The following is a 22,109-nucleotide window of genomic DNA, read 5'->3' as shown; positions in this document are numbered from 1 at the left end:
AATTGTCGTTATGATCAAGGGATGTGGCTGTTCTGACGGGCTCACCGACCGTACCCGTTATGAGGAGGTTGTTCTCGATACCATGCTTTACAGCGCACAGCTCAAGGAGAGGGTTGCGCGGCAAAACAGCGCAGTGATTGTTGCCATGGCACGTATGATTGCCGGTACTTTTGAGGATGGCGGAAAGGTGCTGCTTTGTGGTAATGGCGGCAGTGCGGCGGATGCACAGCATCTGGCAACCGAGCTGACTATCCGCTATCGTAGCAGTGTGGAACGACCGGCGCTTCCGGCCATAGCGCTCTCCACCGATACTTCGGCCCTGACGGCTGGTGCCAATGATCTCGGTTATGATGCGGTTTTTGCCCGTCTTGTGGAGGCTTATGGTAGGGAAGGGGATATTTTGCTTGGCCTTTCAACCAGCGGGAACAGCCAGAGTGTTATCAATGCGCTGGATTTTGCACGGCAGCAGGGGATGAAGACACTTGCCTTGCTTGGGGGGAATGGCGGCTTGATGAAGGGGCTGGCGGATCTTGAGCTTATTGTACCTCATTCAGGTTCTGCTGATCGGGTACAGGAGTGCCATATTACGATTGGTCATGTTCTTATTGATCTTGTGGAGCGTATGCTCGGCTATTGCCGTTTATAGAACTAACTCAAAAAGAAGATTGTCATGCAGGTGAAACAGATTGAGGGTGTATTAAACGCAAAGGATATCCGCTTTGCGCTTGTTGTCGGACGCTTTAATGATTTTATTGGGCAGAAGCTTGTCGAAGGTGCAATTGATTGTATCTGCCGCCATGGCGGGTCGGAGGAGTGTATTGCAATGTACCGTTGTCCTGGTGCCTTTGAGCTGCCGATGGTTGCCAAAAAGGTAGCCCTCAGTGGCAAGTATGATGCGATTATTACTCTCGGAGTCATTATCAGGGGTTCCACTCCCCATTTTGATGTTCTTGCTGCCGAGGCCACCAAGGGGATTGCCCAGGTTGCCCTTGACACCATGGTTCCGATAGCGTTTGGCGTTTTGACCACGGAAAACATTGAACAGGCGATAGAGCGGGCAGGAACCAAAGCGGGCAACAAGGGTTTTGATGCTGCCATGACGGCTATTGAGATGGTGAATCTTTACCGCCAGATTTAGTTGTTGCGGTATCGGTTGAAGTTGGCTGTGATAGCTTCGGAGCAGGCGGCCATAAGTTCTTCAACACTGTCGAACGATGAGGGTTGAATGGGCTTGTCGATGATGACCCTGATCTTTCCTTTATTGATTTTAAGGCTTTTTTTGGGGGTAATCAGATGGCTTCCGATGATGGTGACGGGCAGAACAGGAGCCCCTCCTGCCTGGGCTACACGAAACGCACCGCGTTTGAAGGGGAGAAGTTCACCGGTTGCTGATCGTGTGCCTTCAGGGAAGATGTGGACGGAATGGCCACTTTTTAGAACCTTTGTTGCCGCCAACAGACTTTTCAGAGCATCCCTGTTTTGTCCCCGCTTGATCATGACATAGCCAGCCTCTCTGAGTGCTCGGCCAAACAGCGGTATTTTTCCCAGCTCCTCTTTTGCCAGAAACCGAAGGTTGAGGTTCATGGTACCGAGGAGCAGAGGAATATCGGCCATACCGGCATGATTGCTTATCACCAGGTAGTTCTCTTCCGTGCTGTAGTTTTCCCGACCGATTACCTCTATTGAAATGCCGAATAGACTTGCGCTGAATCGGCCCCACCAGGCGGCTATTTTATGGAAGGCATTACCAGAGTGGTCGAAAAGATTGATCAGCATGACAAGGAGTATCCCGAAAAACATAATCGGTATCAGGATAAAAAGGAATAGAAGCGTTCTGATGTTCATTCGGCACTCAGTAAAGGGTTACTGGTCGAGTCCGTTGAGAAAAGAGGCAAGCTCTTTATACTCTGAACTGATCAAGGTGGCACATTTCTTTTTTCCCATCAGCTCCTGAAGATTCGAGGGGATACCGATCTCTTTACCCAGGGCACTCTCTATTGCTTCAAGAAATTTTGCTGGATGAGCGGTTGAGAGGAGGATGCCGGGTTTTTCACCATGGATTGCCGAGCTTCTGAAGCGTTCAAGAGCACGGAACGCGACGGCGGTATGCGGATCCATGATATAGCCGAAGCGCTCATGGGCCGATCGGATTGCGGCAACAGTCTCTTCATCCGAAATGGCAATACCCGTGATATCCTGCCCCATGGATGTGTGGTCGTTATGGTAGAAATATCTGAGTCGTGCAAAGTTGCTCGGGTTGCCGACGTCCATTGCCGTCGACAGGGTTGTGATGGTCGGGTGCGGGTCGTAGCGTCCCTCATCGATATAGCGGGTTACGCTGTCATTGGCGTTTGATGCTGCAATAAAGTGGCCTATGGGAAAGCCCATCCGTTTTGCAAGCACACCTGCGGTGAGGTTTCCGTAGTTGCCGCTCGGGACGGAAAAGAGAGGGTCATGGCAGTCGTACCGTTCCTTGAGCTGCAGGGTTGCCCAGGCATAATAGAATGACTGGGGAATCAGTCGTGATATATTGATGGAGTTGGCCGAGGTGAGTGTCAGCGATTTATTCAGGTCGGGATCAACAAATGCCTGTTTAACCATTCGCTGGCAATCGTCAAAATCGCCCTGTACTTCAAGCGCATGAACATTGCCTCCTGCAGTGGTGAGTTGCTGCTCCTGAAGGCGGCTCACTTTTCCTGAAGGGTAGAGCAGCACGACCCGTGTGTTTGCAATGCCCTGAAATCCATATGCCACTGCACTTCCCGTATCTCCAGATGTTGCAACAAGGACGGTAATAAGCTTCTGCTCTTCTGCAGCAAAATAGCCGGTCAATCGGGCGAGAAAACGTGCACCGTAATCCTTGAAGGCAAGTGTTGGTCCGCAGAAAAGCTCCTCAACAAAGGTATTTCGGTCGAGCTGGACAATCGGAGTGTCAAAGGTATAGCAATTGTCAATGATGTCGCTAAGCTGGTCGGGGGGGATAGCGCCTCCGATAAACTTGTTTGCAATGGCAAAAGCGATATTGTTAAAACTGGCCCCATCGAGAAGTGTTATCTCCTCTGGCGAAAAGCGGGGAATTTCAGCAGGGATATAGAGGCCACCATCGGGAGCAAGCCCTTCAAGCGTAGCCTTTTTAATGGAGACGGGTATTGATGATTTATTGGTGCTGAAATAGATCATGAGTCGTGCTGTTCTCTATTGGTTCTGTTACAGTATTCTTGCCCCTTCTTTACAGATAGGTGATACCCACATATCTGATTGAAGGTGAGCTTTGGAGTGCAGGAATGCCTCTTTCATGGCATTGCCGACGGCAAGGGCGGTTTTTTCGGAGGAAGAAAAGGCAAAAATAGAGGGGCCTGAGCCTGCAATACTGCATCCGAGGGCGCCGCTGTCAAGAGCAGCCTGCTTGACTTCAAAAAAACCGGGGATGAGCGGAGCGCGTTTTGGTTCAGCGATAACGTCAACCAGAGAACGCCCGATAAGGTCATAGTCGGAGGTGAGCAAGCCGGTAACAAGAGCTCCGACATTGCCCCATTGCTGGGTCGCTGTTTTAAGTGAAATTTCCTGGGGCAGTACCGAACGGGCATAAGCGGTACGCAGTTCCGTATGGGGATGTACCAGGGAGCAGTAAAGGTGTTCGGGTGATGGGATCGTGATGAGATCAAGCGGTGTATAGCTCCGGATCAGAACGAAATTGCCAAGAATTGCGGGCGCGGCGTTGTCGGCATGAGCTGACCCGCAGGCAACCCGTTCTCCTTCAATGGCGAAGTGCACCAGCTCCATTTTTGAACAGGGAAGTCCCATCAGTTCGTTAGCCGCTATCAATGCTGCTGCTGCGCTTGCTGCACTGCTGCCCATTCCGCTGCTCAGTGGCAGGTGTTTTCTCAGCTCAAGGGAGATATGGCCGGTAAAATCGATCTGCTTGTGGGCGCGGATATATTCGAGAAATTTCAGGACAACAAAACTTGACGTGTTTTTTTTTGGATCAAGCGGAAGTGCACCACCGTCACCAGTGATGGCGGAAATGGAAACCGGAGAGTCGGTGTGTGCTCTGTCGGAAAGCGTCAGAATTACTTCATCACCAGGTTCGGTGATGGCAAATCCCAATACATCAAAGCCGCAGGCAACATTTCCGACAGTTGCTGAAGCGAATCCCTTGACCGTTTTCATACTGTTTTCTTCGGGCAAAATTCCTGTAGGTGTAGGTGTTGGATTTAAAATTCAATTTCAAAGGAAGCTACTCAAATGAGAGAGAGAATTTGAATAACTAAAAGCTTTTCATTAAATTTAGGTTTTATCTTTTGGAATGGAAAACAGCCCGAGTTGGACTTAAAAAGAAGGTAAGCAGAATCTTTCTCTTTTCTTAAACAAATAACAAAGCGGAATAAGATATGTCTACAACAGTCAGGCCTGATGAGGTTTCATCAATACTTCGCAAGCAGCTTGCCGGTTTTGAGTCTGAAGCAGAAGTGTATGATGTGGGAACAGTGCTGCAGGTTGGTGACGGTATTGCTCGTGTGTATGGTTTATCGAAGGTTGCCGCAGGCGAACTTCTTGAGTTTCCCAACAATGTGATGGGTATGGCTTTAAACCTTGAAGAGGACAATGTCGGCGCTGTATTGTTTGGTGAATCAAATCTGGTGAAAGAGGGTGATACGGTTAAAAGAACCAGTATTTTGGCCTCAATCCCGGTCGGTGAAGCCATGCTTGGCCGTGTCATCAATCCTCTCGGTGAGCCAATTGATGGTAAGGGCACCATTGACACACAGATCCGTTTGCCTCTCGAACGCCGGGCTCCCGGAGTCATTTACCGCAAATCAGTTCATGAACCATTGCAGACCGGTCTCAAGGCTATTGATTCGATGATTCCTATCGGCCGTGGACAGCGCGAACTTATCATCGGTGACCGTCAGACCGGAAAGACTGCTGTAGCGATCGATACCATTATCAATCAGAAAGGCAAGGGCGTTTTTTGTATTTATGTTGCTATCGGACTGAAGGGCTCTACCGTCGCACAGGTTGTCAATACTCTGGAGAAATATGACGCGATGGAGTATACCACCGTTATTTCTGCTACAGCATCCGATCCTGCGCCGTTGCAGTTTATTGCTCCGTTTGCTGGTGCTACCCTTGGTGAATATTTCCGCGACACGGGTCGTCATGCCCTTGTTGTCTATGATGATCTTTCCAAACAGGCTGTTGCCTATCGTCAGGTCTCCCTGCTTCTTCGTCGTCCGCCGGGACGTGAGGCTTATCCTGGTGATGTGTTTTACTTGCACTCCCGTCTGCTTGAAAGAGCTGCAAAAATTACCGATGATATTGAGGTTGCAAGGAAAATGAACGATCTTCCTGATGCTCTCAAGTCGCTGGTCAAGGGCGGCGGAAGTCTTACCGCACTGCCGGTTATTGAAACCCAGGCTGGTGACGTTTCGGCCTATATTCCGACTAACGTGATTTCGATCACTGACGGTCAGATCTTCCTTGAATCGAACCTTTTCAACTCTGGCCAGAGACCTGCAATCAACGTTGGTATCTCGGTTTCCCGTGTTGGCGGAAGCGCACAGATCAAAGCTATGAAGAAGGTTGCCGGTACCCTGCGTCTTGATTTGGCACAGTTCCGCGAGCTTGAAGCCTTCTCGAAATTCGGTTCCGACCTTGATAAAACCACCAAGGCACAGCTCGACAGGGGTGCAAGGCTGGTTGAAATCCTCAAGCAGGGACAGTATATTCCGATGCCGGTTGAAAAACAGGTAGCCATTATTTTCCTTGGTACCCAGGGATTGCTTGACACGGTTGATTTGCGCTTTATCCGCAAGTTTGAGGAGGAGTTCCTCAGTTTGCTTGAAATCAAGCACAATGACCTGCTTGCAAAAATTGCCTCGAGTGGTGCACTGGAGGCTGATACTGCTGCCAAACTCAAGGATATCGCAGTCAAGTTTGTGACGGTCTTCAAAGAAAAGAACAAGGCGTAAGAGAGTGCCGATTTGTTTTCAAGCAATTTATTAACAGTCCCGTAATACATGCCTACATTAAAGGATATACGTGTACGAATCAAAGGGGTAAAGTCTACACAGCAGGTCACCAAGGCGATGAAGATGGTGGCCGCTGCGAAGCTGAGAAGGGCCCAGGAGCGGGCAGTCATGGCCCGGCCTTATGCCAAGAAACTGAAGGAGATGCTTGGTTCCCTCTCTGCAAAGGTAGATACCTCGCGCAACCCCATGCTTTCGGGCCGTTCAGAGGTTAACAAGGTACTGGTGATTCTTGTCACGGCCGACAGGGGTTTGTGTGGTGCATTTAACACCAATGCCATCAAGCTTGCGAGCAAAATCATTCATGAGGATTATCCGGCTATTCACAGCAAAGGCGGAGTCAGCCTGATCTGCGCCGGTTCCCGTGGATTTGATTTTTTCAGGAAACGTGAGTACAATATCGTCAAGGGTTATTCGGCTGTTTTTCAGCATCTTGATTTCTCGACGGCAAAAGAGATTGCTGATATCGCGTCGGGGATGTATCTGCGTGGCGAGGTTGACAGGGTGCTGGTTGCATACAACGAATTCAAGTCGGTGCTTGCGCCGAATCTGCGGGAGGAGGTGATTCTTCCTATCGCACCTGAAATTCCTGGTACCGAGAGCAGCAGTGATTACATCTATGAGCCCTCACCTTCGGCTATTATCGATGAGCTGGTGCCCAAGCATCTCAATACACAGATATGGAGGATGATGCTTGAGTCGAGTGCCGCGGAACAGGCGGCCCGTATGTCGGCGATGGATTCTGCAACTGAAAACGCAAAAGAGCTTATGCGGACGCTCAACATCAGTTACAACCGTGCACGGCAGGCTGCAATCACGACGGAGCTGAGTGAAATCGTTTCCGGCGCAGATGCCTTGACAAACTGATCGATTGGTTACCGATGCTTATGACGTAAAGCGCCCGCGAGGGCGCTTTTTTTTGTCTGCTCGTTGCTGCAACAGGCATCACTCTTATGCAACTCAATGGGGAAATGATTTATATTATAAGCTGATAATTGATTGTTCAGTCTCTTTTCATATTTCAAGTAAGGCATGGGCGGGAACATGAAGATATACAAGTTTGGAGGTACTTCACTGGGGTCAGCCAGTCGGATTAAAAAAGTTGCCGATATCATTGCTGGTGCATTGCATCAGGATGAGCTCGTTATTGTGGTTTCGGCCATTCATCGCGTTACTGATCTGCTGTTTGAATCAGCCACCCAGGCATGCAGCGGCGACAGTGGGTATCGCAGCACACTCAATGAGCTTGATCATCTGCATATTTCCATTGCAGACGAGCTTTTTTCCGGATCTCTCCTTGACGATGTTACTGCCTCAATACGTGCTGAACTTTCAGAGCTGAATGACATCGTGCAGGGTGTCTTTTTGCTCAGGGAGCTCTCTGAAAAAAGCCTTGCCTTTGTGCTTGGTTTCGGCGAACGTCTTTCTGCCCGGATGGTCAGCAGCTATCTTCAGGAGCGCGATATTGCAGCGTTCTATCTCGATGCACGCGAGCTGATTGTTACCGACACGAATTATGCTGATGCAAGGGTCGATACTCATGCATCAGGACAACAGATCAGAAAACGTCTTCTCTCTTTAGAAGGTGTGCCTGTTGTGACTGGATTTATTGCTGCGGCTCCGGATGGTTCTTCGACGACGCTTGGTCGGGGTGGTTCCGATTATACGGCATCCATTCTTGGTGCGGCACTTGATGCCCTGGAAATCTGGATCTGGACAGATGTTGATGGCTTTTTCAGCGCAGATCCCAAACGGGTTCGGGATGCCCGGATTTTACCCTATATCAGTTATTCTGAGGCAATGGAACTCTCTCATGCAGGAGCGAGAGTTCTGCATCCTCTTGCCGTTCAGCCTGCCATGAAAGCAGGCATTCCTTTACTGATCAAAAATTCTTTCAATCCCGCAGCAAAAGGTACACGAATTGAAGGTGTCACTCCCTTAGATTTCAACCGTACCCTGCCGGTAACAGGGCTCTCATCGATCAACAAGGTTGTCCTGCTGAACATGTCGGGAAGTGGTATGGTTGGTGTTCCGGGTATAGCATCACGTCTTTTCACTTGTCTGGCACGTCACCGGATCAATATTATCTTTATATCACAAGCATCATCGGAGCAGTCGATTACTCTTGCCATCACCCCTTCCCAGGCCGCAAAAGCAAAAAAAATACTGGAGGAGGTGTTTCGCGTGGAGATTGAAGCGCGTCAGATCGATCCTCTTGTGACCCGTCGAAATCTGGCCATGATCGCTGTCGTTGGTAACAATATGTCCGGTCATCCTGGAGTCTCTGCGCAGTTGTTTGAAACCCTTGGCAAAAATGGCATTAACGTCATTGCTGTTGCCCAGGGGGCCAATGAGATGAATATCTCTCTTGTCATTGATGCTCATGATGAGGATAAGGCGCTGAACTGTATCCATGAATCATTTTTTCTTTCGCAGCGCAAGGTACATCTCTTTATTGCGGGGACAGGAACGATTGCAAAAAGCCTGATTGGCCAGATCAGCGCCCATCGTCTTAACCTGCAGCAGGATAATGACCTTGATGTTGTTGTTTGCGGGATGGCAAATACCCGTCAGATTCTCTTTGATAATAACGGTATTGACCTTCAGAATTGGGAATCAGCTCTCTTGCCGAGAGATGAGTATCAGGGAATTGAGGGGTATTTGCAGCTCATCAGGGAAAAAAACCTGCACAACACCATTTTTGTTGATTGTACCGCGAGCGCGATGGTTGCAGAGATGTATCCCGATCTGCTTCTCGCCAATATTTCGGTGGTGACAGCAAACAAACTTGGCATGGCAGGTTCCTGGCCTCTTTATCGGAGGATAAGGGATGCCCAGCGGAGAAGTAATGCCCGTTTTCTTTATGAAACCAATGTAGGCGCTGGATTGCCAATCATCAATACGCTGAATGATCTGAAAAACAGCGGAGACAAGATTTTCAGTATTGAGGGCGTTCTTTCCGGTACGTTGAGTTTTATTTTCAATGAACTCCGCAAAGGTGGCCGCTTCAGCGAGATTGTTCGTCGCGCCAAGGTGGCCGGTTATACGGAACCTGATCCACGTGATGACCTTTCCGGTGCTGATTTTGCCCGAAAGTTTCTCATTCTGGGTCGTGAACTCGGCTTTACGCTGGAGTACAGTGATGTGGTCTGTGAGAGTCTTGTTCCCGAAGAGTATCGTGGTGAGATGTCGGTTACAGAGTTTCTTGACCGTTTGTCGGGTGTTGATGGATGGTATGCCAAATTAATAGAAGATGCTGCCAGAGAGGAGATGACGATTGCCTATGCTGGTGAAATCAGGGATGGAAAAGCAACTATCGGTGTAAAAAAGGTTCCTCTTGCAAGTCCGATTGCGGGCCTCAGCGGATCAGAAAATATGGTAGTTTATACGACGGAGCGATATCGGGCAACTCCACTTGTTGTTCGGGGTCCCGGTGCGGGAGGAGAGGTTACGGCCGGCGGTGTTTTTGCCGATATATTGCGGGTTGCAAGTTATCTTGTTTGAGGAGTAGATGCTATGCGTGCAGAAATTGTTTCTGTTGGAGATGAACTGCTTAAAGGCCAAAGGGTCAATACCAATGCAGCCTTTATGGCCGAAGCGCTTGGTGGTATAGGAGTGCCGGTTGGCAGGGTTATTGCCTGCTCTGACCGTGAAGAGGAGATTATTGCAGTATTGTCCGAATCGCTTGAAAGGGCAGATATTGTGCTTGTTACGGGAGGGTTAGGGCCGACAAGGGATGACCGTACCAAACAAGCTGTCCAGCGTATGCTTGGAAGAGGGCTTGAACTGAGTCAGGAGGCTTTTGCAAATCTTGCTGAGCGGCTAAAACAGAGCGGAGTGGAGCTGTTGGATGCACTTCGTGACCAGGCAATGGTCATTGAAGGATCTCATGTTATTGAGAATACGAAGGGAACGGCTGCCGGGATGATTATTGAGTGCGGCGAGCAGTTTCAGAACCACCATCTTGTGCTGATGCCTGGTGTGCCTTCAGAAATGATAGCCATGATGGAGCTTACGGTTCTATCCTGGTTTGCTGCACTCTCTGATACAGTCATTCGTCATACACCAATAAAAACGCTTGGTATTGGCGAGTCAATGCTTGCCGGGATGATTGTCGATATCGAAGATACCCTGCCTGAGGGAACGACCCTCGCCTATTTGCCTCATGCTGCAGGCGTTACCCTTATGATAAGCACGATCGGTCATGTGCAGGAAGAGGTTGAGCGCGATAATCGCAGCGTTGTTGATGCCATTGTCAACAGTACCGGCAAGTTTATCTATGCAACCAGCGAGGTCTCGCTTGAAGCGACGATTGGCGCAATGCTTGCCACCAGAGGGCTGACGGTCGCTGTTGCTGAGTCCTGCACCGGAGGTCTTGTGGCAAGCCGGTTGACGGATGTTCCGGGTTCATCAGCCTGGTTTCTTCAGGGATTTGTGGTCTACAGCAACCAGGCAAAAGAGAAGAGTCTTGGAGTACCGGGGGAGCTCATCGACAGGTATGGGGCTGTGAGTGAAGAGGTCGCCCGGGCAATGGCCATTGGCTGCCTTGAAAAAAGCGGGGCCGATTTTGCTCTTTCAACAACGGGTATTGCCGGTCCTTCGGGAGGCTCACCTGAAAAACCTGTTGGCACGCTCTGTCTGGCCATGGCAACAAAACATTCGGGTATTCTGCTCTCCAGAACGCTTGTTATGCAGGGTGATCGAGAACGCAACAAACTCCGATTCAGCGAAGCAGTTCTCCGTGAACTTTGGGAATGTTTGCGACAGCGATAACCACGACTCTCTTGACTGGAGTTTACCGATGGCAAGAGGTATTATCATTTTTTTATAAAAAGGGAGTTCTTTTATCGATAACTTGCAACACTGATAAAATTTTTCAGCCCTTTTGTGCAAAGAAAATCGTTCTCCTGATAGCGTATGGCAAGAATTGCAAGATTACCCGATATAGTTGCGAACAAAATTTCTGCCGGTGAAGTTGTTCAACGCCCTGCTTCAGTTGTCAAGGAACTTCTTGAAAATGCTATTGATGCCGGTGCCGACAAGATAACGGTAGCCATCAAGGATGCCGGAAAAGAGCTGATCCGGATTGTCGACAATGGTGCAGGAATGTTGCGCGAAGATGCCCTTTTGTGTGTTGAACGATTTGCAACAAGCAAAATTACCGGGGTCGATGATCTTGATTCTTTGCAAAGCCTTGGTTTCAGGGGAGAGGCATTGGCCAGTATCTCTTCTGTTTCGCATTTCGAACTCAAAACCCGAACGGCGAAAGCGACGCTTGGTTTGCGGCTCCGCTACGAGGGAGGAGTCCTCGTTGAAGAGTCGGGGGTGCAGGGAGAGCAGGGGACAACCATCAGCGTCAGAAATCTCTTTTATAATGTTCCTGCCCGACGGAAGTTTCTGAAATCCAACGCGACCGAGTACAACCATATTTTTGAGATCGTCAAGTCGTTTGCGCTTGCATACCCGGAAATCGAGTGGCGTATGTACAGTGATGATGAGGAGCTTTTTCATGTGAAACGGCCGGATATTCTCGAACGGCTCAATGTTTTTTATGGTGATGATTTTGCTGCCAGTATGATTGAGCTTTCCGAGGAAAATGATTACCTCTCCATCAAGGGATATCTTGGCAAGCCTGCCATGCAGAAACGCCGGAAACTTGATCAATATTTTTTTGTCAATCGCCGGGTTGTCCAGAACCGGATGCTCTCGCAGGCGGTACAGCAGGCATACGGTGATCTGCTTGTTGAGCGGCAGACCCCTTTTGTGCTGCTTTTTCTTACGATTGATCCCTCCCGCATTGATGTAAATGTGCATCCGGCAAAGATGGAAATCCGCTTTGACGATGAGCGCAATGTGCGCAACATGTTCTATCCGGTTATCAAGCGGGCCATACAGTTACACGATTTCTCTCCTGACCTGGTGAGCACAGAATGTGACCAGCTCTCTTCCCTTCAGCCGCAGAATTCGGCATTCCGAAAATTTTCTTTTCCGGATATCCCCCATCGTTCCATCACAACGGGCGACCTCTACCGGAATTATCGTGAAGGGGCCGTTGATGAGCCAGCAATATCGCGAGTTGCTTCAGCGCATCAGGGCGAAATGTTTCCGCGCCACTCAAGTGCCGACTACGCTTTGGCGGGAAGCGGTTTGCGGGAAGGGGATGAGGGGCTCTCATCCATTCTGCTTGCTCCTCTCTATGATGATGATGTGGTGCCAAACCCGAAAGAGGTGGAGCCAAAAATCTGGCAACTGCATAACAAGTACCTGATATGCCAGATCAAGACCGGGCTGATGATTATCGATCAGCATGTGGCGCATGAACGGGTACTGTATGAGCGTGCCGTAGACGTCATGAACCAGAACGTTCCAAATTCCCAGCAGTTGCTCTTTCCCCAGAAGGTGGAGTTTCGCCCATGGGAGTATGAAATATTTGAAGAGATTCGTGAGGATCTTTATCGGCTTGGGTTTAATTTGAGGCTTTTTGGCAACAAAACCATCATGATTGAGGGAGTTCCCCAGGATGTAAAGCCGGGCAGCGAAGTGACGATTTTGCAGGATATGATTGCCGAATATCAGGATAATGCCTCAAAACTCAAGCTCGACAAACGTGACAACCTTGCCAAATCCTACTCGTGTCGGAATGCAATCATGGCCGGTCAGAAGCTCTCTCTTGAAGAGATGCGCTCCTTGATCGACAACCTGTTTGCTACCCGGGAGCCTTACTCATGTCCACACGGAAGACCGGTTATTATCAAGCTCTCACTCGACCAGCTCGACAAGATGTTCGGAAGAAAATAAGAGAGGTTGTTGCAAGTTTGTTTAAAAGTGCTAAATTCTTCACCATGCCCTTGTAGCTCAGTGGATAGAGCAACAGTTTCCTAAACTGTAGGTCGGCGGTTCGAGTCTGCCCGAGGGCACTTTTCTTCAAGCTCCACCCATTGTAACGTCTCTTCTCTTTATATTTTACTCGAAGTTAACGCTGTCCAGCCAAAAGTATGAAGCTTGTCAGGATTCTTTCAGCCATTCTGTTGCTGCTCCTTGTTGCCGATATAGCGCGTTATTTTGTTGTTCCCGATGTTGGACGGCTGGTAGATGAGAATCCAGCAAAAACAGCTTTTATGGAGAGCCGTGAAGCCGAGTGGCGGCGCGACGGGCTCATCGATAAAAAAATAGATCAGAAATGGGTGTCGCTTGATCATGTTTCCCAGAATCTTGTCAAGGCAGTTCTGATTGCTGAGGATGACAAGTTCTGGCAGCATGAGGGGTTTGATTATCAGGCGATTGAGAGAGCGATAGAAAAAAATATTCTCGCAAAGAAATTCAAGATGGGTGGCAGCACAATCAGCCAGCAGCTTGCCAAAAACCTCTACCTCTCTCCGTCAAAAAATCCGATACGCAAAATCAAGGAGGCCATCCTTACCTGGCGACTTGAAAAAACGCTCTCCAAACGTCGTATACTTGAACTTTATGTCAATGTTGCAGAATGGGGAGATGGTATTTTCGGTATCGGCCAGGCAGCCCGCCACTATTATGGTGTCAGTGCGGCCAGGTTAACAGCACGACAGGCGTCAAGACTTGCAGCAATACTGCCGAACCCTATTCTTTATTCTCCCAAAGGTTCATCACGCTATGTTCGTAACCGTTCAAGCATCATCTATGCCATCATGCGCAAGAGGGGAGTTGTTGTGCCTGACTACAGGGAGGTTATGGCCTTAACGCCTGATACCACAGCAGTTGTTGATTCGGTTGTGATCGGTATTCCGGAGAATCTGATGGATCAGTCGCTTTCATCAGACAGTACCACCGGGAAGGTTTCTGAAGGGGATGGAGTTCAGCCAGCGGAGAAAGGAGAAAGTACGACAGAAGTGCCTGCAGAAAGCGGAAACAACAGCACGCCCTGATGCTCTGTGGCATCAGGAGCGCACCGTACGTTACTCGTCCAGAATGGTTTACTGCATTTCAAACAATGATTTGTCAACACCGCAGACCGGGCATACCCAGTCATCGGGAATATCTTCGAACGCTGTTCCAGGTTCTACGCCACCGTCAGGATCGCCGACTTCGGGATCATAGACATAGCCACAAGGTATACAGATCCATTTTTCCATTGATGATTTTCCGTTTTAGGTTAAAGAGTTATAATACATAGCTTTTTACGCACAACACGTTGTCTTGATGGAAGTAACAAAGCGAGATGACCGGTTAAAAGTTCACGCGTCACCTTTTAAAAAGAAGCAAATGATAACCCAGGTATAGACAAAAATGCCCTATTCGAAATTTGATAACTGTGAATTGATTCTTAGGGATGAACTGGCCATTGACAGAACAATCCTGGCAAATGAAAGAACCCTCCTTGCCTACCTGCGCTCAGGGGTTTCACTGGTCATTGCAGGAGTTTCCATGATGCACTTTTCCCAGGAGGGGTGGTTTCAGGCTATAGGAGTTGCATGCATACCGTTTGGTGTGATTACCGCTTTTTTCGGTATGTTTCGGTACCGCACCGTAAACCGCTCCATTACTGTTGTCCGGAGACAGTTACCGAAGCTCAACGATGTAACTTGTTAGCGTTTTCATGGTGGTCAGGAAGGTGATCTTTCGTTTTGTCATTACCCGGACTGTTTCGTCAGATAGGTATAGCCTGCAGCGCAGTCTTTAATCCCCCCACCCAAAAGATGGATGGGGGGATGAGCCGTCATTCATCCTGATCATGCACAGGCTTTTCAATTCTGATGGTCGGAGATTTCATTAACGGCGAATAGGCTGGATGGGTAACTGGTTCATACGCTTTTTCCATGACCGGGACATAACCCAGCACAGGCATATCGGCAAAACCCTTTCCTTCCGATTTGCGAACGCCCTGATAACAATACGCAGGCTGAATATAGTTGCCGCCGTTGTCATAAAGTACCAGTTCAATTTTATCAATAATGACTTTGGCCTCTTTTGCAAAGACGCGATTGACATCTTCGCGGATCAGACTCATTACCTTTTCAGTACCCAAAAGGCTCCGGGAGCCTACCTTTTCACGTGATGCAACTTCACGCCAATGATATTGGACACCAACAGGTATTTCCGATTCAGCAAGAGTCACCGTAATGGATGAACCGAAATTTCTGACTTTCAGACCATCCAGTTCGCGATTAAAATAGACCACAACGGCTTTTTTCTCCGGTACTCTGGCATTGCTCAGCATCTGCATGATGCCGCCGACATGATCGATTTTTAACTCATTTTGATTACGGGGTATCAAGCCTGTATTGATCAGATAATTACGGGCGAGTTTGATTGCTTGCTCATCCGGAAGGAGTCGTCCGGTTTTTTCTGTCAACTTCAGTGCAGGGAAATTGGAATAAAAAAATTCAGTACCATTATTATTCATACTGACTTCAATCTCTTGGCCCGATATGACCATTCGGTCTTCAACAGGTTTCATCATCTCTCGGGAAAAGGATTTAAAACCCGATATTTCAAGGATCTTTGCACAACGATCTACAAGACGTTCCTTCGTCATGAGAGGAGTTTCCATCTTGTAGACCGTGCATCCAGCTTTCGGTGGTGCAATTTTTGCATTGATGACTACTTCGGCAGCGTATGAAGAACGGCTCCAAGCCATCAGACAACCTATGGCCACCCATTTCAGAATAAATCCGAATTGATTATTATTTTTCATAGTATAATCTCTCCGTTTCGGTTTTAGTATTGATAGGTAATAGCAAGGATATTCAAATTTGATGGTGGATCGGATACCTGGGAAAAATAGGTATCATTGGAGGTTCCAGGATGTCCACTCTGCGGGTATGCCCAGATGACGGCGCAATATCCGGGATATACACCTGAACGAACAGAGTTGGCTGCATTGAACCAGGCATCGATATACTTCTGACCGGACAATAAGTTGATAGCGTACTGGTCTTCAACTCTGCCATCATACCAGCCGGTTGTGCGGAAACTCAACAATTGATGCAGTCTGTGAAATACCCCCCACCAGCCACTGGCCCAATCGGCTCGTTCAATTGGCGAAGGTGCAACACTGCATGCGTCAATGGTTAAAAATTCGAGATCAACGTCACCGAGAGAGACTGCTCCACTTGCAAAATTAACAGGATCACAGCAATTTCGCAGGGTGGTGATTGAAAAATTACCTCCATGACCGCTGAAAAATGCGGTATCCATATTGTCTACATAGTAACTGTCGGACGAGGTAAACACCTCCGGTACTGCCCAGTAATATTGTTCATAGGAAAAATGTTTAAGAAAATTCCATGTTTCGTCTACTGCGCCACTCTCTTCCCGGCATACAAAACCTCCTTCTTCCCAGGCAAATGAGCGTGAAGGCATAACTACTGTCAAGAGAAAGAGCAGAGCTCCAATAATCCCCGACAAACGTTTTACTTTGAAAGAAGTCAACATCAAAACCTCCTTAAATTTAGATATTGTAAGTCAGTTTCAGCAAGAGTTGTCCAAATGTACAATAAAGGAGTATTAGAACGGTAAGTATCGCTTAAGAGTTCATAATTTTGTAAAATTTTTGGATGCATTCGCCTGGCGTATACTTATCCCCCGTAGCTTTATGGTCTCGAAGAGGCATTTTGTGGCAACGATGTATGCTGCCACGCGGCTATGCACCTTGTAGCTTAAGGTGGTTTGCTCTACAGCGCGGAAGGCGGGCTGATGGTTTTCGGCGTGCTCTTCATGCTCTTTGCCCCCACACTCGCAGCGAGGGCGCGGGGTTTGAGCGGGAACTCAGAGTGATGGCGAATACCTTATCCTTCAAAGTGCATTTTGCGATTTTTTCCGAGATGAACAATACCGCTATCGCATGTATAGTTCAGAACCACCCCCGCAGTGTCATGGCCTCGGCAACACGTTGTATGGCTACAAGGTATGCAGCCATACGATTTTGCATCTTGTGGTGTACCATTTCGAACCAGGAGACGGTGACGCCGCCACCATTGCAGAGCAGGTCAGAAACCCTCAATAGTGAAGCTCCCTTCGTAGATGATTTTTGCCGGTCCGCTAAGGAAAACCTCGTCCATGCTCTCATTGAACTCTACTTCAAGAGTGTCACCACTTTTAACCGTTACCTGTACGGTGGTCGAGCTGATTTTACCGAGTTTATGGCTCATCAGTGCTGCGGCGACTGCGCCTGTTCCGCAGGCAAGGGTCTCCTCTTCGACGCCGCGCTCAAAGGTACGAAGAGCAAGAGAGTTGGGGGAGGTGATTTCGATAAAGTTGACGTTGGTTCCATCCGGGAAAAAGTCGGTTCTGTGGCGGATGGCGCTTCCTTTTTTGTTGACATCGACGGCGTCAAGATCGGATATATAAATAATGGCATGAGGTGATCCGGTATTGAGGGCAAAGCATTGCTCTCCTTCAAGATCAAGATTCTCTTTGAACCCTTGTGGGGCAAGCATTTTCAGTTTGACGTTTTCTTCTCCGAGCACCCATGCATCGTAACGGTTCCCGTTGGCTTCAAAGGTATAAGCGTTGCCGGAAGCTGCCGGAATCCCGATGGTGAAGGCGAAATAGACGGCACACCGGCCGCCATTTCCGCACATTGAGCCAAGGAAACCGTCTGCATTGTGGTACTTCATGCTGAAGGAAAATGTTGCTGATGGCTCAATGAGAATCAGCCCATCAGCTCCGATTCCTGTTCTTCTGGTGCAGAGTTTATTGATCTGCAAAGGGGTAAGATGGATGGCGAGCGCTCTGTTGTCGATAACAATAAAGTCATTGCCTGCTCCGGAGAGTTTGGTGAATGTGATCTTCATACGGGTGAATGTGTTCGTGATTGAATGAGTAATAACGCTCTTTCCGGAGCAGGCTGATGGCGTACACCAGGGATTGAAAAAAGGGCTTTCATACTGTATAATCAAACAATAGCGCATCAATCAAGAAGTAAAATAATTTATTATTAAATAATTTTTCGTATTTTGCTGCCTAATGCCTCAGGTGATTTGTTTGGAGAATTGTTCTTATTCAAGCTGATTATTATCCGTTTATTTATAGATTTTGAACCTGGTGGTCGTGTGGAGTGTGTTTTGATCCACGGAATAAGCTTACAGGTTCACGCGCAGTATTTTACAGTCAAGGTGCTACCGCCTTATTGTATATCAAGTTAGAGCGCAACAGTTTTCTTTTCGGTTTCTTCAACCTGAATTATGTCCAAAAAAAGGAGAGAATACAATGGCTGAACAAGTGAATCCGGTAGGAGTAAAGCCAAAGGGCACTGTCCCACCACCCAAGGGGAACGCTCCTTCTCCCAAGGGAAACGGCGCCTCGGGTGCCCCCTCTGTTATCAAGGAGCAGGATGCTGCCAAAATGAGAAGATTTCTGTTCCAGCGAACGGAAACCCGATCAACGAAGTGGTATCAGATTTTTGATACTGACAAAGTTGATGACGAGCAGGTAGTGGGCGGTCATCTTGCCTTGCTTGGTGTGCTCGGCTTTCTGATGGCGATCTACTACATCTCTGGCATTCAGGTGTTTCCCTGGGGAACACCAGGCTTTCATGACAACTGGTTTTATCTGACCATCAAGCCAAGAATGGTCTCTCTTGGTATTGACACTTACAGTACGAAAACAGAGGATCTTGAGTTTGCGGCGACGAAGCTTCTCGGATGGGCGTTGTTTCATGTGCTTTCCGGTTCAATTCTTCTTTTTGGAGGATGGCGTCACTGGACACACAATCTTACCAACCCCTTTACCGGACGAACCGGCAATTTCCGTGACTTCAGGTTTCTTGGCAAGTTCGGCGATGTCGTATTCAGCGGAACAAGTGCAAAGAGTTACAAGGATGCGCTTGGACCACATGCTATCTATATGTCGCTGCTTTTTCTTGGCTGGGGTCTCGTCATGTGGCTTGTGCTCGGTTTTGCACCGATTCCTGATTTCCAGACGATCTACTCCGAGACATTCATGTCGTTTGTCTTCGCTGTTATTTTCTTTGCCATGGGTATTTACTGGTGGAACAACCCTCCGAATGCAGCCACTCACCTGAATGACGATATGAAAGCCGCTTTCTCTGTCCACCTGACAGCGATTGGCTATATCAATATTGCTCTTGGCTGTATTGCTTTTGTTGCGTTCCAGCAGCCATCGTTTGCTGCCTATTACAAGGAACTCGATAAACTGGTCTTTTATCTTTACGGTGAACCTTTCAACCGCGTCAGTTATAATTTTGTCCAGGAAGGTGGACGCATTATCTCTGGTTCAAAAGAGTTTGCCGATTTTGAGGCATTTGCAATTCTTCCAAAGAACGGCGCCTCGTTTGGCATGGCAAGGACAGTGATCAACCTTATTGTCTTTAACCATATCATCTGTGGTGTTCTGTATGTTTTTGCAGGTGTTTATCATGGTGGCCAGTATCTCCTCAAAATTCAGCTTAACGGTCTTTACAGCCAGATCAAGTCCATTTTCATTACCAAGGGACGTGATCAGGAAGTCCAGGTCAAGATTCTCGGTTCAGTCATGGCGCTCTGCTTTGCTACCATGCTCTCCGTCTATGCTGTTATCGTATGGAATACCATCTGTGAGCTGAATATTTTTGGTACGAACATTCTGATGTCATTCTACTGGCTGAAACCACTTCCGATGTTCCAGTGGATGTTCACCGATCCGAGTATCAATGACTGGGTTATGGTTCACGTTATTGTTGCCGGTTCACTTTTCTCTCTGATTGCTCTTGTCCGTATTGCTTTCTTTGCGCATACCTCACCACTCTGGGATGATCTTGGACTCAAGAAGAATTCCTACTCCTTCCCTTGCCTCGGCCCTGTTTATGGTGGTACCTGCGGTGTCTCGATTCAGGATCAGCTCTGGTTTGCCATGCTCTGGGGAATCAAGGGTCTTTCTGCAGTCTGCTGGTATATCGATGGTGCATGGATTGCTTCCATGATGTATGGTGTTCCTGCTGCCGATGCAAAGGCATGGGATTCTGTTGCTGGTTTGCAGCACCACTATACGTCTGGTATCTTCTACTATTTCTGGACAGAGACGGTGACGATTTTCTCAAGCTCGCATCTTTCAACCATTCTGATGATTGGCCACCTTGTCTGGTTTATCAGCTTTGCTGTCTGGTTTGAAGATCGTGGATCCCGTCTTGAAGGTGCTGACATTCAGACAAGAACCATCCGCTGGCTTGGCAAGAAGTTCCTCAACAGGGATGTTACGTTCCGTTTCCCTGTACTGACGATTTCCGATTCGAAGATGGCAGGTACATTCCTCTACTTCAGCGGTGTATTCATGCTGGTCTTCCTTTTCATCGGAAACGGGTTTTATCAGACTGATTCTCCTTTGCCACCACAGGTTGGTGATGCGTCGGTATCAGGTCAGGTTATGCTGACACAGGTTGTTGACTATCTGATGAAGCTGATTGCTTGATTTCGTTATCATTGCCGGAGAGCCGTTGACGGCTCTCCGGCAATGATCTTTTTGCGTTTAAAGTTTATCACGTAATTAAAGAGGAGGGTTTTTATGGCCGATCCTGTACAAAAGCCAGATATATCATCACCACCTGTCGCAAAAGCCAAGCCTGCTGCACCAAAAGCTTCAGCACCGGCCGCTGCTAAACCGGCAAAGGCAAAACCGAGTGAGCTTCCTGCAAAGCAGAATGGCAAGCTCAGGATGGAGTCGCTAAATGTCAATCTTGGAAGAAGCGGGCTTCCTCAGGAGTCAGCTTTTCCCGTCAAGAAAGCAGCAGCAAAACCGGCTCCGGGGGCCAAGCCTGCACCAGGCGCGAAACCTGCAGCAGGTGCCAAACCGGCAGCTCCGGCAGCCAAGGGTGCTCCAGCGGCGAAAGCGGCGCCTGGAGAAGCTGCTCCTCAGCCTGTATTGAAAAAGGCTGCACCGAGAGTGAAAAAGCATTACTTTATTCTTGAAAATCTTTGTGTGGGCTGTGGTCTCTGCCTCGACAAGTGTCCGCCGAAAGTGCAGGCCATTGGCTACAAGTTCTATGGGGATGTTCAGGAAGGCGGATTCAGGTGTTATATCGATCAGGATGCCTGTATTTCCTGCTCGGCCTGTTTCTCCACCGATGAGTGCCCCTCAGGGGCCTTGCTTGAAGTTCTTCCTGACGGTGAAGTGCTTGATTTTACCTATACTCCACCCGAAAGACTGGATTTCGATTTACGCTTTCTGCACAGATTTCACCGCGAAGCGCGGTAAGGAAATCTTTTTCTGTCAAGAGTTTCACCAAAGCATTGCTTTTTCGGAGGCAATGCTTTTTTTTTGAAGATCCTTAACGCTCATGTTGGAACAAAACAACGGTAATTCGAAAAAGCAGATCCTCTCCATGGGTAATGAAACCCTGCATGCGCACCCGGCCCTTGTCATTATTCCAACCTTCAACGAAGCTGATAATATTGGCCGCTTGCTCGGTGAGTTGAGAAAACTCTATCCCACTGCGGTAGATATTCTTGTCATTGATGATAACTCTCCTGACGGAACGGCTGACCTTGTGCGCTCCATGCAGCTTGTGATGGACGGAATCCACCTGATTACACGGCCGCGAAAGATGGGTCTTGGTACGGCATATATTACCGGTTTCCTCTACGGTCTTCAAAAGGGGTACCGCTACATTGCAGAGATGGACGCTGATTTTTCGCATGATCCGGCAGTGCTTCAGCGCTTTTTTGATGCCATGAGCGATGCGCATCTGGTGATCGGGTCGCGTTATCTGAACAATACGGTTAATGTTGTCAATTGGCCGCTTGGCAGGTTAATTCTTTCAAAAATGGCAAGCCTCTATACCCGTCTGGTAACCGGAATGCCAGTGGCTGATCCAACGAGCGGTTATAAATGTTTCAGCGCAGAAGTATTGCGATCACTTGACCTTGAGAAGATCAACTCACAGGGCTATTCATTTCAGATTGAGATGAATTTCAGAGTGTGGAAAAAGGGGTTTGCTATTAAGGAGATTCCAATTGTTTTTGTTGATCGGACAGTGGGGAAGTCAAAAATGACCAGGCAGAATATTCGTGAGGCGATCTGGATTGTGTGGTGGCTTAAAATAAAGTCAATTATTGGTCTCCTGTAGGAGCAACCTTCGATGTTGGCTAAATCGGGTTTGCCGGTCACAAA

The 22,109-nt window shown here is 48.3% G+C and carries 20 protein-coding genes and 1 tRNA gene; 13 read left to right on the top strand and 8 right to left on the bottom strand.

Features of this window, described 5'->3' with window-relative positions; translation table 11 throughout:
- The first annotated feature begins 10 nt into the window (after nt 1-10).
- Both gmhA and ribH read left to right on the top strand, forming a co-directional pair.
- Entirely contained in the window at nt 11-646 is a 636-nt protein-coding gene (gene gmhA / locus PPHA_RS13365; protein ID WP_012509340.1) for a D-sedoheptulose 7-phosphate isomerase, read from the top strand.
- A 24-nt stretch (nt 647-670) separates the two neighbouring features.
- Nucleotides 671-1,138, top strand: a complete 468-nt coding sequence (gene ribH / locus PPHA_RS13360; RefSeq protein WP_012509339.1) for a 6,7-dimethyl-8-ribityllumazine synthase — start codon at nt 671-673, stop codon at nt 1,136-1,138.
- Here ribH and PPHA_RS13355 read toward each other — a convergent pair.
- The 3 genes from PPHA_RS13355 to PPHA_RS13345 are packed head-to-tail and all read right to left on the bottom strand — an operon-like array spanning nt 1,135 to nt 4,170.
- Nucleotides 1,135-1,845 (bottom strand): lysophospholipid acyltransferase family protein, encoded by a 711-nt coding sequence (locus PPHA_RS13355; RefSeq protein ID WP_012509338.1) that lies wholly within the window; start codon nt 1,843-1,845, stop codon nt 1,135-1,137. The two genes, ribH and PPHA_RS13355, sit on opposite strands and share 4 nt — an antisense overlap.
- Before the next feature lie 18 nt (nt 1,846-1,863).
- A complete protein-coding gene (gene thrC / locus PPHA_RS13350; protein ID WP_012509337.1) occupies nt 1,864-3,180 on the bottom strand; it encodes a threonine synthase in 1,317 nt (438 codons plus the stop codon).
- 27 nt (nt 3,181-3,207) lie between these two features.
- Nucleotides 3,208-4,170, bottom strand: coding sequence for a homoserine kinase (locus tag PPHA_RS13345; RefSeq protein ID WP_012509336.1), 963 nt, complete (start codon nt 4,168-4,170; stop codon nt 3,208-3,210).
- 221 nt (nt 4,171-4,391) lie between these two features.
- Between PPHA_RS13345 and atpA the strand changes: the two genes are divergently transcribed.
- The 7 genes from atpA (at nt 4,392) to mtgA (ending at nt 13,930) form a co-directional block, all read left to right on the top strand.
- A complete protein-coding gene (gene atpA, locus PPHA_RS13340; protein WP_012509335.1) occupies nt 4,392-5,972 on the top strand; it encodes a F0F1 ATP synthase subunit alpha in 1,581 nt (526 codons plus the stop codon).
- A 48-nt stretch (nt 5,973-6,020) separates the two neighbouring features.
- Nucleotides 6,021-6,896: a F0F1 ATP synthase subunit gamma gene (locus PPHA_RS13335; protein ID WP_012509334.1), complete on the top strand. Its 876-nt coding sequence runs from the start codon at nt 6,021-6,023 to the stop codon at nt 6,894-6,896.
- Nucleotides 6,897-7,073: 177 nt separating this feature from the next.
- Nucleotides 7,074-9,533: a bifunctional aspartate kinase/homoserine dehydrogenase I gene (thrA, locus tag PPHA_RS13330; protein ID WP_041526913.1), complete on the top strand. Its 2,460-nt coding sequence runs from the start codon at nt 7,074-7,076 to the stop codon at nt 9,531-9,533.
- Nucleotides 9,534-9,545: 12 nt separating this feature from the next.
- Nucleotides 9,546-10,802 carry a competence/damage-inducible protein A gene (locus PPHA_RS13325; protein ID WP_012509332.1) on the top strand — a complete coding sequence of 419 codons (1,257 nt, stop codon included), beginning with the start codon at nt 9,546-9,548 and terminating at the stop codon, nt 10,800-10,802.
- Between the two features lie 144 nt (nt 10,803-10,946).
- On the top strand, nt 10,947-12,827 hold the full coding sequence (gene mutL, locus PPHA_RS13320) for a DNA mismatch repair endonuclease MutL (RefSeq protein WP_012509331.1): 1,881 nt from the start codon (nt 10,947-10,949) through the stop codon (nt 12,825-12,827).
- 46 nt (nt 12,828-12,873) lie between these two features.
- Nucleotides 12,874-12,946 (top strand) — tRNA-Arg (locus PPHA_RS13315).
- A 78-nt stretch (nt 12,947-13,024) separates the two neighbouring features.
- Nucleotides 13,025-13,930 carry a monofunctional biosynthetic peptidoglycan transglycosylase gene (gene mtgA / locus PPHA_RS13310; RefSeq protein WP_012509330.1) on the top strand — a complete coding sequence of 302 codons (906 nt, stop codon included), beginning with the start codon at nt 13,025-13,027 and terminating at the stop codon, nt 13,928-13,930.
- A gap of 48 nt (nt 13,931-13,978) precedes the next feature.
- Here mtgA and rd read toward each other — a convergent pair whose 3' ends face one another.
- Nucleotides 13,979-14,137: a rubredoxin gene (gene rd, locus PPHA_RS13305; protein ID WP_012509329.1), complete on the bottom strand. Its 159-nt coding sequence runs from the start codon at nt 14,135-14,137 to the stop codon at nt 13,979-13,981.
- Nucleotides 14,138-14,291: 154 nt separating this feature from the next.
- On the opposite strand from rd, the gene PPHA_RS13300 reads away from it, so the two are divergent.
- On the top strand, nt 14,292-14,594 hold the full coding sequence (locus tag PPHA_RS13300) for a DUF202 domain-containing protein (RefSeq protein WP_012509328.1): 303 nt from the start codon (nt 14,292-14,294) through the stop codon (nt 14,592-14,594).
- A 127-nt stretch (nt 14,595-14,721) separates the two neighbouring features.
- On the opposite strand, the gene PPHA_RS13295 is transcribed toward PPHA_RS13300, so the two are convergent.
- From PPHA_RS13295 to dapF, 4 genes are all read right to left on the bottom strand, one after another.
- Nucleotides 14,722-15,699, bottom strand: coding sequence for a hypothetical protein (locus PPHA_RS13295; RefSeq protein ID WP_012509327.1), 978 nt, complete (start codon nt 15,697-15,699; stop codon nt 14,722-14,724).
- 23 nt (nt 15,700-15,722) lie between these two features.
- Nucleotides 15,723-16,439 (bottom strand): DUF6345 domain-containing protein, encoded by a 717-nt coding sequence (locus PPHA_RS13290; RefSeq protein WP_012509326.1) that lies wholly within the window; start codon nt 16,437-16,439, stop codon nt 15,723-15,725.
- A gap of 418 nt (nt 16,440-16,857) precedes the next feature.
- Nucleotides 16,858-17,007, bottom strand: coding sequence for a hypothetical protein (locus tag PPHA_RS16065; protein ID WP_190274003.1), 150 nt, complete (start codon nt 17,005-17,007; stop codon nt 16,858-16,860).
- Entirely contained in the window at nt 16,994-17,800 is an 807-nt protein-coding gene (dapF, locus tag PPHA_RS13285) for a diaminopimelate epimerase (protein ID WP_012509325.1), read from the bottom strand. The genes PPHA_RS16065 and dapF overlap by 14 nt, the downstream gene beginning before the upstream one ends.
- A gap of 415 nt (nt 17,801-18,215) precedes the next feature.
- On the opposite strand from dapF, the gene PPHA_RS13280 reads away from it, so the two are divergent.
- The 3 genes from PPHA_RS13280 to PPHA_RS13270 all read left to right on the top strand — a co-directional run bounded on the left by PPHA_RS13280 (nt 18,216) and on the right by PPHA_RS13270 (nt 22,065).
- Nucleotides 18,216-20,411, top strand: coding sequence for a photosystem I psaA/psaB family protein (locus PPHA_RS13280; protein ID WP_012509324.1), 2,196 nt, complete (start codon nt 18,216-18,218; stop codon nt 20,409-20,411).
- A gap of 93 nt (nt 20,412-20,504) precedes the next feature.
- On the top strand, nt 20,505-21,194 hold the full coding sequence (locus tag PPHA_RS13275) for an indolepyruvate ferredoxin oxidoreductase subunit alpha (RefSeq protein WP_012509323.1): 690 nt from the start codon (nt 20,505-20,507) through the stop codon (nt 21,192-21,194).
- Between the two features lie 127 nt (nt 21,195-21,321).
- The gene (locus PPHA_RS13270; RefSeq protein ID WP_223293929.1) at nt 21,322-22,065 is read left to right on the top strand and encodes a polyprenol monophosphomannose synthase; all 744 of its coding nucleotides are present in this window, start codon (nt 21,322-21,324) and stop codon (nt 22,063-22,065) included.
- The last annotated feature ends 44 nt before the right edge of the window (nt 22,066-22,109 follow it).

The sequence above is a fragment of the Pelodictyon phaeoclathratiforme BU-1 genome (assembly GCF_000020645.1).
Classification (GTDB): domain Bacteria; phylum Bacteroidota; class Chlorobiia; order Chlorobiales; family Chlorobiaceae; genus Chlorobium; species Chlorobium phaeoclathratiforme.
This window is presented reverse-complemented; position numbering and strand designations above follow the sequence as displayed.